The following is a 13,638-nucleotide window of genomic DNA, read 5'->3' as shown; positions in this document are numbered from 1 at the left end:
CCGTCATGAACACCTCCGTACGCAACACCATCCGGCTGCTGTGGGGCGCCCTGCGGGCCCTGCTGGTGCTCACGGTGGTCACCGGCATCCTCTATCCGCTGGGGGTCACCGGCATCGCGCAGGCCGCCTTCCACGACAAGGCCAACGGCTCCAAGGTGCGGGCCGACGGGCGCGAGGTCGGGTCCAGGCTCATCGGCCAGAAGTGGAACGTCCCCGGCACCGACCGGCCCGACCCCAAGTGGTTCCAGCCGCGCCCCTCCCACGGCGGCTACGACCCGCTCTCCACCGGCTCCAGCCAACTCGGGGCCTCCGACGAGAGGTTGCTGAGGGCCGTGCGGAAAGCGAGGGAGCAGGTCGCCGCGTTCAACGACGTACCTGCCGCCAAGGTGCCCGCGGACGCCGTCACCGGCTCGGCCTCCGCCATCGACCCGGACATCTCACCGGCGTACGCCGACATCCAGATCACCCGGGTCGCCCGCGCGAACCACCTCGTTCCGGCTCAGGTGAAGAAGCTGGTGCACCAGCACACCGAAGGGCGCGACGCGGGCTTCCTCGGCGAGCCCCGCGTCAATGTGCTGGAACTCAACGTGGCCCTGCGCCGGCTCGCCGAGCACTGAACCCCCCCGCCGGGCCCGGCCACGCAGAGGCAGGCCGCTCCATCGGTTTGTCACGGGGCCGTCCCGGAGGTGGGGTCCCGAGGGCCTGGGGGATGGGGGTGGGAGGGGGCGTGTGTAACAGGCAGGTAAGAGCGGCCGGTGGGCGTGAACATTCCTCGGGCGGGGTGGATCGAAGGGGTCAGTAACGCTCACCGTGCCGGGCAGCCGGCACCGACCGCTGAGGAAGAAAACGATGCGCGCTCGCAAGCTGACTCTCACCGCCCTGGCCCTGGCCGCCGGTCTCTCGCTCACCGCCTGCCAGGGGAACGGGGACGCCGACGCCAACGCCAACACACATGCCTCCGGCGGCTCCTCCTCGTCCTCGAACGGCTCCTCGGGCGGCTCCTCGAAGGGCTCCTCGGACAGCTCCTCGGGCGGCGGCTCCTCCTCGTCCTCCTCGTCGTCCTCCTCGGGCGGGAGCTCCGGTGGCAGCGCGTCCAAGGAGAACGCGGCCGACTCCGCCCCCGGCAGCGGCGGCGGGCAGATCACCACCGGCCCCTGCAAGACGTCGGACCTTACCTTCGGCACGTCGCACGGTATGGGCGAGGGCGATCTCATCGTCAGGATGAAGAACACCGGCAGCGACGCCTGCTCGCTCAAGGGATTCCCCGGTGTGGACCTCATGTCCCAGGACGCCGGCAGGCCGCTCAGCGCCAAGCGCAGCGAGACCCCCACCCGGGCCGTCGCCCTCACACCCGGCGAGACGACCCGCTTCACCCTGCACTACCCGCCGAACAACACCGGCGGCACCGGCGCGTACGTCAGCGCCATCCGCGTCACCCCGCCCGGCGAGACCCACTACAAGAGCCTGTCGGTCAGCTTCAGCCTTCCGGTCCGGGCCGGGGCCGACCAGGAGGTCACGGTGGACCCCGTCGGCACCGGCAAGCAGTAGCCGTGCAGCAGCCGAGTAGAGCCTCACGGGGATCGGTCGGTGTTGAGCCGGGCGGCCTGGCGGGTCAGGTGATCGCGCTCGGCGAGGTTGGTCGCCTTGTGGGCCGCCTCGGCGTACAGCCGTGCCGCCGTCGACAGGTCGCCGTCGCGCTCGTGGAGATGGGCGGCCGCCGCGGTGTAGCGGGGCAGCGAGGGGTCGAGTTCGGCGAGCGCCGTCAGACCGGCGCGCGGTCCGTCGGCCTCACCGACGGCCACCGCGCGGTTGAGCCTGACGACGGGGTTGTCGGTCAGTCGGGCGAGTTCGTCGTACCACTCGACGATCTGCACCCAGTCGGTCTCCTCGGCGGTGGGCGCGTCCGCGTGGAGCGCTGCGATGGCGGCCTGGGCCTGGAACTCGCCCAGCCGGTCGCGGGCGAGGGCCGCCTGCAGGATCCCGATGCCCTCGGCGATCAGGCGCGTGTCCCACCGGGCGCGGTCCTGCTCGGCGAGCGGCACCAGGCTGCCGTCGGGCGCGGTACGCGCGTCGCGCCTGGCGTGGTGGAGCAGCATGAGGGCCAGCAGCCCGGCCACCTCGGGGTGGTCGATGGCGGCGGCGAGCTGCCGGGTGAGCCGGATGGCCTCGGCGGCGAGGTCGACGTCGCCGGAGTAGCCCTCGTTGAAGACCAGGTACAGAACGCGCAGCACGGTGGCGACGTCGCCTGGCTGGTCGAACCTTCCCCGATCTCTCGGCTTCTCCCCCGGCCTTCGGCCGGGAGGGGCCCCCGGAGCAGGGGATGCCCCGACGCCGGAGACGGTGCGCTTCGCCCGGCTGATCCGCTGTGCCATGGTGGCCTCGGGCACCAGATAGGCCTGGGCGATCTGGCGGGTGGTCAGCCCGCCGACGGCGCGCAGTGTGAGCGCCACGGCGGACGACGGTGTCAGCGACGGGTGCGCGCACAGGAAGTAGAGCTGGAGCGTGTCGTCCGCGGACGGCGCCGGACCTGGCGGCGGCTCCTCGTCGACGAGGTCCTCCCGCCGGCGGCGGGCCGCCTCCGCCCTGGTGTGGTCGAGGTACCGGCGCCAGGCGACGGTGATCAGCCAGCCCTTGGCGTCCTGTGGGGGATTGTCCGGCCAGACGCGTACCGCCTCGATCAGCGCCTCCTGGACGGCGTCCTCGGCCGCCGCGAAGTCGGCTCCGCGGCGGACGAGGATTGCCAGCACGCTCGGCATCAGGCTGCGAAGCAGTGCCTCGTCGATCGGCGCTGTCACTGGGTGATGGTGGGCGGCTCGGTCAGGAACGGGCGCAGCTCCAGCCACTCGTGGATCGGCTTGCCGTCCTTGCCCGGTGCGGCCGACAGCTCCCCGGCCAGCTGGACGGCCCGCTCGTGGCTGTCGACGTCGATCACCATCCAGCCGGCGATGAGGTCCTTGGTCTCGGCGAACGGGCCGTCGGTGACCGGCGGGCGCCCCTCACCGTCGTAGCGGACCCACTCACCCTCGGGGGCGAGCGCCTGGCCGTCGACGAACTCGCCGGTCTCCTGGAGCCGGGCCGCGAAGTCGTTCATGTACTGCACGTGCGCCGTGATCTCCTCCGGCTCCCACTGGTCCATCGGCACGCAGTTGACCGCGTCCGGAGCGCCTCGGTAGTGCTTGAGCAGCAGGTACTTGGCCATGGTGGTTCTCTCCTCGGGGCTGGTGCGACCCATCTTGGCCGCGTTCACACCCAGGACGGAGCAGGTCGGCGGTTCTCGACATGCTCGCCGGGATTTTTTTCCGGGAATTCTCCGCCGCATCCAGGAGGCCGGGACAGGGCCCGGTCCGTATTACCCATATGGATATATGGTTGCGCAAAGTGGCTGGCGTGCCGTGGGGTGCGTGACCGGATCGAGACCAAGGCTCTCAAGAGAAGAGGGACGGTAGGCGCCCTCGGCACGTTGACCCTTTGACGATCGGCATGTTGCCCCCCTCTAGCAAGAAGGACGACCCACGCATGATCACGCTGACGAAGGACGACGGTCCCGCGGACCTGGACGGAGTGACGCACCTGTCCATCGGTGTGTCCTGGGACCCCACTGCCGGTACCAGCGGCGGGGTGGTCGGCAAACTCCTCCGGAAGAAGGGCACCGACCTCGATCTGATCGCCATAGCCATGAACGGTGGCGACCCGGTGCGGCTGGCCGGTCTCGACTCCCTCGACCCCCTGGGCAACGGCTCCCTGGTGCACAGCGGCGACAACCAGACCGGGCACGGGGACGGTGACGACGAGACGGTGACGGTCGACTTCGCCCAGGTCCCGAGCGTCATCACCTCGATCGTCTTCGTGGCCGCCGCCTTCAAGAAGGGCAGTTCCCTCCAGAAGGCGCGCAACGTCAGCTTCAAGGTGTACGACGCGACCGGGGGCACCTCGCAGCAGGTGGCCGACATCTGGCCCAGCCTGCTCACCCAGGACAACGGCTGCGCCGTGGCCAAGGCCATACGGTCGGGCGGCGGTTGGAAGCTCCAAGTGATCAATGAGACGGGGAAGATCAAACAGGGCGACGAGCACGCCCTGATGCGTTTCGCGGCCAGCAAGTAGCACGTGGACCGAGCAGAAGAGGCGAAGTCTTCGAGGGCCCGGGGCCGGCCTCCGTCCGTAGGGGAGTCGGCCTCCGGGCAACCGGAGCCGCCTGCCCGGCGTCCTTTCCAGCGCCAGTACACGAACAGTTGAGCAACTGAGCACTGAGCAACTGGGCAACGGCACAACTTGGCAACTGTGCACGTACCGTCCGTACCGCCGGGTCCTCCCGCGCAGGACTTGGCCCGGCACGAGGAGAGCACGCCATGGGCATCGTCAGCTGGATCGTTCTGGGTCTCCTTGCCGGGGCCATCGCGAAGATGATCCTTCCCGGGCGGGACCCGGGCGGTCTGATCGGGACCACCCTCATCGGGGTCGCCGGGGCCTTCATCGGCGGCTGGATATCCGCCACGTTCCTCGACCGCCCGATCGCGAAGGAGTTCTTCGACCTCGCCACCTGGGCCGCGGCCATCGGCGGCTCCCTGGTGCTGCTGGTCGGCTACCGGCTCCTGCTGGGCAACTCGCGGGACTGAACCGCGCCCGCTCCGCTCCTGGCTCGGTGGGCCCGCACGGCTTCCTTGACCTGGCGGGCCGGGACGAGCGGTCCGGGCGTATGCGGGAGCGAGGTGACCGGCCTCGCCGAACGAGTGGGCGGAGCACTTCGGCGGCGGGGCTGCCCCGCGGCTGGGCGGGGATTCCGGTCGGGCCGGTTGAGCCGGGAAGGCGAGGGAAACCCGCTCAGGGCAAGTGGACCGAGCTTTTCTCGATCTTCCCGTGGAGGTTTCAGTGAGTAGTGCCGAGCAGGAGCGTGCCGAGGCCGCGAGCATGCCCGCCGAGGACGTGGTGGGCGTGCTGCTCGAGCAGCACGCCAGGATTCGCGACCTGTTCCAGGCCGTGCGCAGCGGTCCCGCCGAGGAGCGGGAGGACCGCTTCCACGAGCTGCGGGCTCTGCTGGCCGTGCACGAGACCGCCGAGGAGATGATCGTGCGTCCCGCGGCGAAGAAGACCGCCGGCGAGCAGGAGGTCGAGGCGCGCAACTCGGAGGAGAAGGAAGCCAACGAGGTGCTGGCCGAACTCGACAAGCTGGAGTTCGGCAGCGAGAGGTTCACCAGCATGCTGGCCGACTTCGAGCAGTCCGTCAGCGAGCACGCGGAGCACGAGGAGCGGGACGAGTTCCCCGCGCTGCGCACCCGGCTCAGCGAGGAGGACCGCACCAAGATGGGCAAGCGCATCCTGGCCGTGGAGAAGGCCGCGCCCACCCGTCCCCACCCGGCGGCGGCCGGCTCCCCGGCGCTTCAGTGGACGATGGGCCCGTTCGCCGCTGTCCTCGACCGGGCCCGCGACGCGGTGAGCTCCACCGGAAAGTGACGGCCCGTCGGGGACGAGGTCGCGTACAACGGTTCGGTATCCGAGAGGTCACATTCGGCTGCGGCCCGTTTGCCGCCCGGAGTGTGTGGCAACGCACCGGAAGACGCGAATGTGACGTCCTTCGCGCAGGCACCGGCAGGTTGGTCCGACAGCCGCCGGTGCCGCCCCCTCTCTGCGGCCTTTGGGGCCTGTGGGGCCTCTACGGCCTTTGGGGCCTCTACGGCCTCTACGCCCTTCGCGGCCCCCGAAAAGAGGGCTTCGTTCCCCGGCACCGGCTCTTGCAGGCCACCAGCCGCGCGTGTCTCCGCCCGATATACGACGAAAACCGCCGATGTGAACCGTAGGCTCTTGTTCGGGCGAGCGAGAGTGTGACGATGATGAGACCTGTCCTTGCACGGGGTGGCTGGCGCCTGGCAGGGCAGCTGCTGCTGTTCCAGGTCGGGGTGCTGGTGCTCGTCGTCGGTATCGGCGCCGCGGTGAGTATCGGGTTCTCGCTGCGGGCGGCCAACGCGGAGAGCCGCAACAAGATGCTGGCGATCAGCCGGACGCTCGCGCAGGCCCCCGGCGTGATCAGCGCCGTGCAGTCCTCCGATCCCACGCGCAGGCTGCAACCCGTGGCCAAGGCTGTGCAGCGGGACACCGGCGCCAGCTTCGTGGTCTTCATGAGCCCGGCCGGAATCCGCTTCACGCACCCCAACCCCGACCGGATCGGGGAACACTTCGTCGGCACCATCGCACCGGCGCAGCGCGGGAAGGCGCTCACCGAGACCTACCGCGGCACCCTCGGCCAGTCCGTACGCGCCGTGGTGCCCATCAAGGACGACGGCCGGGTGGTGGGCCTGGTCTCGGTCGGGGTCCTGCTCCGGCAGATCAGCACGGAGGCCTCGCGGCAGATCCCGGTGCTGGTGGGGCTGGCGGTACTGGCGCTGGCGGTGGGCACCATCGGCTCGGTGCTGCTGGCGCGCCGGGTACGGCGTCAGACGCTGGGCCTGGACCCGGCCGAGATCGCACGCCAGTACCAGCACCACGACGCGGTGTTGCACGCGGTACGCGAGGGCATCCTGCTGGTGGACGACGACCGGCGGCTGACGCTGGCCAACGACGAGGCCCGCCGGCTGCTGGAGCTGCCGCCGGACGCCGAGGGCCGGGGCGTGGACGAACTCGGCCTGCCCCCGCGCAGCTCCGCGCTGCTGGCCTCGGGGCGCGAGGCCACCGACGAGATGCTCACCGTCGGCGACCGGCTGCTCGCCGCCAACCTACGCCGCACCGACGGATACGGCGTACCGGGCGGCATCGTGGCGACCCTGCGCGACTCCACCGAGCTGCGCGCACTGACCGGCAAGGCGGAGACGGCCCGCAGACAGCTGAAGCTGCTCTACGACGCGGCTTCCGAGATCGCGACCACCTTGGATGTGACCCGGACGGCGGAGGAGGTGGTGCGGGTCGTGGTGCCGCGGCTCGCCGACTTCGCCAGCGTCGACCTGGCGGAGCCCGTGCTGCGCGGCGAGGAGCCGGCGCCGGCTCACGGCCTGGTGCCGGTGCGCCGTATCGCGGTGCACGGCATCCGCGACGACCATCCCCTCATCCCCGTGGGCACCGAGCTGACGCTGCCGCCCACCACCCCGCAGGCCGCCGTGCTGGGCGGGGCGCCGGGCGTCCTGATGGCGGATCTGCGTACGGCCTCCAGGTCGTGGATGGCGGTGGACCAGGAACATGCGCAGCGAGTCGTCGATTACGGCATCCACTCCCTGATCCTCGTCCCGCTGCGCGCCCGCGGGGTGCTGCTGGGCATGGTCAACTTCTGGCGCGGCAGCGGCTCGGAACCGTTCGGGGAAGAGGACCTCTTCCTCGCCCAGGAAGTCGTCGCCCGGGCGGCCCTGGGGGTGGACAACGCCCGCCGCTACGCCCGTGAGCACGCCACGGCGATGACGCTCCAGGAGAACCTGCTCCCCGCAGCGCACGTGACCCACAGCGCCCTGGAGGTGGCGCACCGGTATCTCCCCGCCAAGGCCCTGGTCGGCGGCGACTGGTTCGACGTGCTGCCGCTGACCGGTTTCCGCGTCGCGCTGGTGGTGGGGGACGTCGTGGGCCACGGGCTGCAGGCCGCGGCCACCATGGGGCGCTTGCGCGCGGCCATCCACACCCTCTCCGATCTTGACCTGCCCCCCGACGAACTGCTCGCCCGGGTGGATGAATTGGTCACCCGTATCGACCAGGAGGAGACGGCACCCGCGAGGACCCCCGTCGCCGGGGCCACCTGTCTGTACGCGGTCTACGACCCGGTCGGCGGCTGCTGCACGGTGGCCCGCGCCGGACATCTGCCGCCCGCGCTGGTCACCCCGGACGGCGAGGTGGAATTCCTGGAGCTGCCTCCCGGCCCGCCGCTGGGGGTGGGCGGCATGCGCTTCGAGGCCGTCGAGCGGCGGCTCCCCGAGGGCAGCCGACTGGTCCTGTACACCAACGGTCTGGTCGAGGACCGCAGCCGGGACGTCGACGTCGGCATCGAGCTGCTGGGCCAGGCGCTGGCCGGCAGCAGCCCGGGCCCCGAACAGACCTGCACCGAGGTGCTCAGAACGGTCCTCCCCGAGCACCCCGCCGACGACGTGGCCCTGCTGGTCGCCCGTACCCGGCTCTTCGGCGCCGACCAGATCGCCCAGTGGGACGTGGAGCCCGATCCGACCTCGGTCGGACGGGTGCGCACCGCGGCCACCCGCCAACTCGCTCAGTGGGGCCTGGAGGAGACGGCGTTCACCACCGAACTGCTGCTGAGCGAACTCCTCACCAACGCCATCCGCTACGGCACCCCGCCCATCCGCGTCCGCCTGATCCGCAACGAGAGCCTCTTCTGCGAGGTCTGGGACCACAGCAGCACCTCACCCCACCTGCGGTACGCGGCCGAGACGGACGAGGGCGGCCGCGGCCTCTTCCTCGTCGCCCAACTCGCCGAACGCTGGGGCACCCGCTACACCCCCACCGGCAAAATCATCTGGGCGGAGCAGTCCTTCACTTGACCGGGGGCCGAGGAGCCAGGAATTACACGCACAACAGATGCCCGTACTCGGCCAGCACCTCGCGCGCCTCCGGTACGTCCTCGAACTCCTTCAGTCGGTGCAGGACCGTCCTGGCTCGCCCCGCCGTACGCTCCGAGGAGAGATCCCCGGACGTGTCGATGACGCGCCGGGCCTCTTCGGCGGCCTGCTCGGGTTCGTTCGCGTCGGCCAGCGCCACGGCCAGCCACGACCGGTACAGGGCGACCTCCCGGGCGTGTGTGGCGTCGTAGCGCCCCAGCACGTCCTGGAGCAGCGGCACCGCGCGTAGTGGGCGGCGCAGCTCGGTGAACACGCGGGCGTCCATGACCTCCAGTTCCTCGCGGTTCACCCAGTACGCCCACGTCGGCGCCGGAGGGCCGTCCGTGGCGTCCAGGGCCGTGTGCGCCTCCCCGAGCGCACGCAGGGCTGGTTGCGTCTCCCCGGCGCGAGTGTGGGCCCACGCCAGGCGGTCCAGGAACAGGGCGCGCGTCGCGGCCGGGGCGTTCGGTCCGGCCTCGGCCACAGCAGCCTTCGCCCACTCCAGGCCCTCCCGCTCCCGGCCGCTGTTCGTCAGGTGATAGCCGAGGCTGCCCGCGAGCTGTGCCACCAGCGGCGCGTCCCCGGCCTGCCGTGCGGCCGAGAGGCCGAGCCGGTAGGCGTGCTCCGCGTCCTCACCGCGACCGGCGTCCGAGGCGATCCACCCGGCGATCTGACCCAACTCCCCGATCTGCACCAGCAGGCCGCGCCCCGTCTCCTCGGAGTGTTCGGATTCGCGGTAAAGCCTGACGGCGGCGCGCAGTTCACGGAAGGCGGGGGCGATCAGGTCCCCGCCGGACAGTACGTCGTCCGCGAGCCGGAGGCCGTGCACGCGAGCCGCCAGACCGTCCACGGTGGTGGTGCCGACCCGACGGCCGCACGGGGCCGCCGAGGGCCCCAGCCCTTCCCCGTCCGGCAGCAGGTCCGCGAGGGTGGCCGCGACCCCGGGGAGGGAGGCTTGTGCGTCCCCCCGGGCATACGCGGCAGCCTGCTCCAGCTCACGCAGCGGCACTCCGAGCACCTGGGCGAAGGTGGGCAGCCACACGTCCGGGACGCGCTCCCCGCGCTCCCACCGGGAGACCTCGTTCCGGGTGATCGAGTGGGCGCCGGCCGCAGCGCACAGCGCGGCGGCGAACTGCCGCTGGGAGCGGCCGGAGTGCCGCCGCAGACCGGCGAGGTAGACGCCGAACTCGCGGCGCCGCTCGGTGGTGTCGCTCATACCGGCCCCCTTCCATGACCAGTGTGGCCCCTCCCTGGCCCCCTGGGTGGCTCCTCCGCGCGATCACGCGGCCCGGTTACCTGAACGTACAGCGCCCCGGCGACCGTGCGACCGGCCCCGGGGCTCGGCCGATCTGAGGAAGCAGACCGACATGCCGCAACCTACAACGCGGGCCCGCCGGACCGGGCACCTCGGCTACAGCGAGACCCTGCCCCGCGAGCCCCAGAGTGCCGCCACCGCACGCGAACTGGTGCGTGACGCACTCACCGCATGGGGCCTGAACGACTTGGCCGAGGACGGCGCCCTGGCCGTATCCGAGCTGGTGTCCAACGCCGTCCAGCACGCCTGCCGGGAGTCCATCCGCGTGGTGGTGGAGCGCACCGCCGCTCGGGCGGTACGCGTGGCCGTCGCGGACTTCTCACGGGCGAAGCCCGCAGTGCGCGAGGCGGGCGACGGTGACGAGGACGGGCGCGGTCTGTTCCTCGTGGCGGCGCTGGCGGCCGACTGGGGCACCGACGAGCGACGCTGGGGGAAGGTCGTGTGGGCGGACCTGGAGGCATGCGGATGACCAGGGGAGAACCTCCCACGCACAGCCTTGCCCGAGCCCACCTGTCGCAGCTGATCGAGATGTTCGGCGCAGACGGGTGCCTGCGGATCAGCACCATTTACGAGCCCGATGCCACCAACGACGGCGAGGCAGAGGACGGCGAGCCGGCCTGAGCGCCCGAGGGGTGGCCGAAGTGCTGGTCGGTGGTCACTACGGAGCCGGGATTACGTCGTCCCACGTTGCTCAAGTGGCGTACGAGGTCATCCGGAGCGCAGGTAGCGTCTTCGTATGCGATGGCTGCGGTTCGGGATCTTTGCTGATGGCGACGGAGTGGCGTTCGTCGAGGACGTCGTTCGGCGGGAGGTGGCGGGCCGGTGTGCGACGGTGGTCGGTTGGCGGGTGGTCGGTGGGGACCTCGGTGGTGGGGTCACGGCTGAGGAGATGTACGGCGATCTGCGTGAGCAGTGGGTGGTCGAACACCCGGGCGAGGACCCGGGGGACCGGCGGCCGGTCGAGGTGGCGGTGGGGGTGAAGTGCTCGCTGCGGGTCTGGCGCGCGCTGCGCAAGGGGATTCTCCGCGAACTGTGCCCGGAGGGCGACGCCCCGCATGTCTGCCGGGTGCCGTGGATGGCGCGCTAGGGACACCGCGCTGCCGACCCTCCCGCCGTGGGACATCAACCGACGGGCTGACGACGGGCCCCGTCGGCGGTCCGGCTGGCAGTCCGCTCGGCTGACAGCCCGTCGGCCCGTCAGCTCTCGGGCAGCGCCGAGCCGCTCAGCCAGGCCGGGAGGGGCCGGTAGACCGTCAGTGTGGTGGCGGGTTTGTCGATGAGCAGGGCCGGTGGCGAGGGTGCCGTCTCGCCGTCGTAGGAGCACAGGGTGCCCTCGGGGATGCCCGCCAGGTGCAGTCGGCGGCCGCGCGCGGCGGCGTGCACGGGGGAGCGGTGCAGTACGCCGGCGAGGGCCGAGGCGATCAGCCGGGTGCGGGCCCAGCGCCCGGCCCGGATGAGGTGGATGTCGAGCATGCCGTCGGAGAGGTTGAAGCGCCGCGCTCCGCCGGGCCCGCCGCCGACGGTGTGGTACGAGCAGTTGCCGACGAACAGCAGCCACAGCGACCGCGGCCGCCCGTTGACCCGCACCTCGAACGGGCGCGAATGGCGCAGCACATGGACCGCCGCGATCAGTCCGGCCGCCCACGGTCCGATCCGGTTGCGCCAGCGGTCCCGCACCTCCACCAGGTCGCCGTACGCGCCCAGGCTGAAGGTGTTGACGAAGTAGCCCGGCTCCGGGGCGGCGGCGACCGCCTGCCCCGCCTGCCCCGCCTGCGGCGTCGGCGGGAGTCCCGTGCCGTGGCGCGGCGCGAAGCGGGCCATGTCCACCGCGATGGCGTGCCCGGAGGCGATCGCGTCGGCCAGGTCGGCGGAGCGGCCGATGCCCAGGTCGAGGGCGAGGTGGTTGTGGGTGCCCCCGGGCAGCACGGCGAGCGGCACGCCGTGGCGCAGTGCGGCCCGGGCCGCCGCGTTGACCGTGCCGTCACCGCCGTACACACCCAGCGCGCCGCCCTCCTCGGCCGCACGCCGCGCCTCCTGATCGAGCAGCTGCTCCAGTTGTCCCGCGTCCGGCTCCCAGTGCACCACCCGGGCCGCGGGCAGCGCCTCGCCGATCTCGCGTACGGAGGCCGCCGAGCCCGCGCCAGGGTTGGCCACCACGGACAGCCCCCGCCCCTCAGCCAGCGCAGGGGCCTCGACCAGGGGTTGCGCGGGCGGAACGGCGCGCCGTGCGTCCAGCGCTGCGCGCACCCCGAAGGCGGCCGCCGTGCCGAGCGCGGCACCGACCAGCACGTCACTCGGGTAGTGGACCCCGGTGTAGATACGGGAGAACGCCACCGAAGCGGCCACCGGCACCACGGCGGCGCCCAGGCCGCGCGACTCCAGCGTCACCCCGGTGGCGAACGCAGCGGCCGACGCCGCGTGTCCGGAGGGGAAGGAGGTGCTGGTCGGCAGCCGTTTGAGGCGGCGTATCACCGGTACGTCGTCCAGCAGCGGACGGGCGCGGCCGAAGGCACCCTTGCCGACGGTGTTGACGACGGCGGAGGTCACCGCGACCGAGGCCAGTCCGCGCAGCACACCCCGCCGGGCGCGCGGGCCGCCCACCCCGGAAAGCGCGACGGCCGCCGCCGTGCCCATCCACAGTTTGCTGTGGTCGGCGGTACGGCTCAGGCGTGGCAGCACGCCCTCGGCGCGTGGCCAGTGGCGCAGGGCGACGGCGCGGAAGAGGGCGCGGTCCCAGGAGCCGAGGGTCCTGCTGACGGTGGCGCGTACGCCCTCCGCGCCGGCGCGCGTACTCCCGCTCCCTCCGCGGTGGCTCTCCATCGGTGCCCCCTCGCTTCCGTCGGGTCCGTCGTACGTCACAGGCGGAGTGCCCAATGCCGTACGGGACACACCGGACTCAGCGCGCGAGGTGGCGGCGGCGTGGGGTGCACAACACGTGCACCACGACGACCAGCAGCATGACGGCAGTGCCCAGGGTCAGCCCCGCGAGCACGTCGGTGGGCCAGTGCACCCCGAGATAGACGCGGCCGGCCCCGGCCAGCAGGCTGAGCACGGCGGCACCCGTCCACAGCGCTGTCCGCGCCGCGCGGGACGCGAACCGGACGGCGAGGACGTAGGCCAGTCCGAGCAGCACGGCGGTGGCGATCACCGTATGCCGGGAGGGGTAGCCGAAGCCGGCCTCGTGGATCTCCCACAGCTCGGCGGGCGGCCGGGCCCGGTCGGACAGCTCCTTGGCGACGGTCGCCACCGCGATGGCCAGTGCACCGGCGCCGCCGACCAGCAGCAGGGGCCGCCACGACGCGTCCCGCCACGACAGCCACAGGGCCAGCAGCACAGCGCAGACGAGCAGCGGCCCCGACGAGGCGTACGAGGCGTAGGTCACCGGCCCGTCCAGCGCTGCCTGCCGGTGCTGGACCGCCGCGTTCAGCACCGGCCGGTCGACGAAGCCCGCGCCGGTCACGCACACCGTGTAGGAGATGGCGGCGAACAGCAGCAGACTGGCCAGCAGAGCCGCTCCCCACGGCAGCGGCCCCGTCCGCGCGGACCGCTCCAGTGGCCCGTCCGGTGCGCGCCGCGGCCGCGTCTCGCTCCCCGGGGGTACCGGCACCGGGACCGGCGCCAGGCGCTTCAGCAGCCCCCTGGCGTCGACGGTTTCGGCTGCCGCGGGGGACCCACCGGCTGCTTCGGTGCGGACTGCTTCGGCGGCTTCGGCGGGTTCGCCGACCACGGCTTCGGCCGGCTCCAGGGGCGACTGCCCGCTCATCGATGAGCTCCTTACGGCTGCACGGGACTCGTGCCCTCAGTAGA

The 13,638-nt window shown here is 72.2% G+C and carries 14 protein-coding genes; 9 read left to right on the top strand and 5 right to left on the bottom strand.

Annotated elements, in window-relative coordinates:
• The first annotated feature begins 5 nt into the window (after positions 1-5).
• Both kdpC and HC362_RS14920 read left to right on the top strand, forming a co-directional pair.
• On the top strand, positions 6-617 hold the full coding sequence (gene kdpC, locus HC362_RS14925) for a potassium-transporting ATPase subunit KdpC (RefSeq protein WP_243084438.1): 612 nt from the start codon (positions 6-8) through the stop codon (positions 615-617).
• Positions 618-849: 232 nt separating this feature from the next.
• Positions 850-1,548: a DUF4232 domain-containing protein gene (locus HC362_RS14920; protein ID WP_243084436.1), complete on the top strand. Its 699-nt coding sequence runs from the start codon at positions 850-852 to the stop codon at positions 1,546-1,548.
• Positions 1,549-1,571: 23 nt separating this feature from the next.
• On the opposite strand, the gene HC362_RS14915 is transcribed toward HC362_RS14920, so the two are convergent.
• Positions 1,572-2,783: a DUF6596 domain-containing protein gene (locus HC362_RS14915; RefSeq protein ID WP_243088606.1), complete on the bottom strand. Its 1,212-nt coding sequence runs from the start codon at positions 2,781-2,783 to the stop codon at positions 1,572-1,574.
• Positions 2,784-2,791: 8 nt separating this feature from the next.
• Complete coding sequence (locus HC362_RS14910; RefSeq protein ID WP_243084435.1) at positions 2,792-3,199, bottom strand: YciI family protein; 408 nt, start codon at positions 3,197-3,199, stop codon at positions 2,792-2,794.
• 317 nt (positions 3,200-3,516) lie between these two features.
• Here HC362_RS14910 and HC362_RS14905 point away from each other — a divergent pair, with 317 nt between their 5' ends.
• The 4 genes from HC362_RS14905 to HC362_RS14890 all read left to right on the top strand — a co-directional run bounded on the left by HC362_RS14905 (position 3,517) and on the right by HC362_RS14890 (position 8,459).
• The gene (locus HC362_RS14905) at positions 3,517-4,101 is read left to right on the top strand and encodes a TerD family protein (protein ID WP_243084433.1); all 585 of its coding nucleotides are present in this window, start codon (positions 3,517-3,519) and stop codon (positions 4,099-4,101) included.
• Between the two features lie 245 nt (positions 4,102-4,346).
• A complete protein-coding gene (locus HC362_RS14900; RefSeq protein WP_243084432.1) occupies positions 4,347-4,613 on the top strand; it encodes a GlsB/YeaQ/YmgE family stress response membrane protein in 267 nt (88 codons plus the stop codon).
• A 253-nt stretch (positions 4,614-4,866) separates the two neighbouring features.
• Positions 4,867-5,448 carry a hemerythrin domain-containing protein gene (locus tag HC362_RS14895; RefSeq protein WP_243084430.1) on the top strand — a complete coding sequence of 194 codons (582 nt, stop codon included), beginning with the start codon at positions 4,867-4,869 and terminating at the stop codon, positions 5,446-5,448.
• A 377-nt stretch (positions 5,449-5,825) separates the two neighbouring features.
• Complete coding sequence (locus HC362_RS14890; protein WP_243084428.1) at positions 5,826-8,459, top strand: SpoIIE family protein phosphatase; 2,634 nt, start codon at positions 5,826-5,828, stop codon at positions 8,457-8,459.
• A 22-nt stretch (positions 8,460-8,481) separates the two neighbouring features.
• Here HC362_RS14890 and HC362_RS14885 read toward each other — a convergent pair whose 3' ends face one another.
• Positions 8,482-9,732, bottom strand: a complete 1,251-nt coding sequence (locus tag HC362_RS14885; RefSeq protein ID WP_243084426.1) for a helix-turn-helix transcriptional regulator — start codon at positions 9,730-9,732, stop codon at positions 8,482-8,484.
• Positions 9,733-9,883: 151 nt separating this feature from the next.
• Between HC362_RS14885 and HC362_RS14880 the strand changes: the two genes are divergently transcribed.
• The 3 genes from HC362_RS14880 to HC362_RS14870 all read left to right on the top strand — a co-directional run bounded on the left by HC362_RS14880 (position 9,884) and on the right by HC362_RS14870 (position 10,918).
• Entirely contained in the window at positions 9,884-10,300 is a 417-nt protein-coding gene (locus HC362_RS14880; protein ID WP_243084425.1) for an ATP-binding protein, read from the top strand.
• Entirely contained in the window at positions 10,297-10,452 is a 156-nt protein-coding gene (locus HC362_RS14875) for a hypothetical protein (RefSeq protein ID WP_243084423.1), read from the top strand. Before HC362_RS14880 ends, HC362_RS14875 begins: the two co-directional genes overlap by 4 nt.
• A gap of 115 nt (positions 10,453-10,567) precedes the next feature.
• Positions 10,568-10,918, top strand: a complete 351-nt coding sequence (locus HC362_RS14870; protein WP_243084422.1) for a hypothetical protein — start codon at positions 10,568-10,570, stop codon at positions 10,916-10,918.
• A 110-nt stretch (positions 10,919-11,028) separates the two neighbouring features.
• Here the strand turns inward: HC362_RS14870 and HC362_RS14865 are convergent, their stop codons facing one another.
• On the bottom strand, positions 11,029-12,651 hold the full coding sequence (locus tag HC362_RS14865; protein ID WP_243084420.1) for a phosphatase PAP2 family protein: 1,623 nt from the start codon (positions 12,649-12,651) through the stop codon (positions 11,029-11,031).
• 76 nt (positions 12,652-12,727) lie between these two features.
• Complete coding sequence (locus HC362_RS14860; protein WP_243084419.1) at positions 12,728-13,594, bottom strand: phosphatase PAP2 family protein; 867 nt, start codon at positions 13,592-13,594, stop codon at positions 12,728-12,730.
• Positions 13,595-13,638: the final 44 nt, after the last annotated feature.

The sequence above is a fragment of the Streptomyces sp. 891-h genome, assembly GCF_022760275.1.
Taxonomy (GTDB): Bacteria; Actinomycetota; Actinomycetes; order Streptomycetales; family Streptomycetaceae; genus Streptomyces; species Streptomyces spirodelae.
The sequence above is the reverse complement of the archived record's forward strand: the minus strand, read 5'-3'. Positions and strand labels throughout refer to the sequence as shown.

What these genes read in the sequence shown, in the direction of transcription:
- kdpC (WP_243084438.1), top strand. Translation starts at nt 6, where the DNA reads ATGAACACCTCCGTACGCAACACCATCCGGCTGCTGTGGGGCGCCCTG.
- HC362_RS14920 (WP_243084436.1), top strand. Translation starts at nt 850, where the DNA reads ATGCGCGCTCGCAAGCTGACTCTCACCGCCCTGGCCCTGGCCGCCGGT.
- HC362_RS14910 (WP_243084435.1), bottom strand. Translation starts at nt 3,199, where the DNA reads ATGGCCAAGTACCTGCTGCTCAAGCACTACCGAGGCGCTCCGGACGCG.
- HC362_RS14905 (WP_243084433.1), top strand. Translation starts at nt 3,517, where the DNA reads ATGATCACGCTGACGAAGGACGACGGTCCCGCGGACCTGGACGGAGTG.
- HC362_RS14900 (WP_243084432.1), top strand. Translation starts at nt 4,347, where the DNA reads ATGGGCATCGTCAGCTGGATCGTTCTGGGTCTCCTTGCCGGGGCCATC.
- HC362_RS14890 (WP_243084428.1), top strand. Translation starts at nt 5,826, where the DNA reads ATGAGACCTGTCCTTGCACGGGGTGGCTGGCGCCTGGCAGGGCAGCTG.
- HC362_RS14885 (WP_243084426.1), bottom strand. Translation starts at nt 9,732, where the DNA reads ATGAGCGACACCACCGAGCGGCGCCGCGAGTTCGGCGTCTACCTCGCC.
- HC362_RS14880 (WP_243084425.1), top strand. Translation starts at nt 9,884, where the DNA reads ATGCCGCAACCTACAACGCGGGCCCGCCGGACCGGGCACCTCGGCTAC.
- HC362_RS14875 (WP_243084423.1), top strand. Translation starts at nt 10,297, where the DNA reads ATGACCAGGGGAGAACCTCCCACGCACAGCCTTGCCCGAGCCCACCTG.
- HC362_RS14870 (WP_243084422.1), top strand. Translation starts at nt 10,568, where the DNA reads ATGCGATGGCTGCGGTTCGGGATCTTTGCTGATGGCGACGGAGTGGCG.
- HC362_RS14865 (WP_243084420.1), bottom strand. Translation starts at nt 12,651, where the DNA reads ATGGAGAGCCACCGCGGAGGGAGCGGGAGTACGCGCGCCGGCGCGGAG.
- HC362_RS14860 (WP_243084419.1), bottom strand. Translation starts at nt 13,594, where the DNA reads ATGAGCGGGCAGTCGCCCCTGGAGCCGGCCGAAGCCGTGGTCGGCGAA.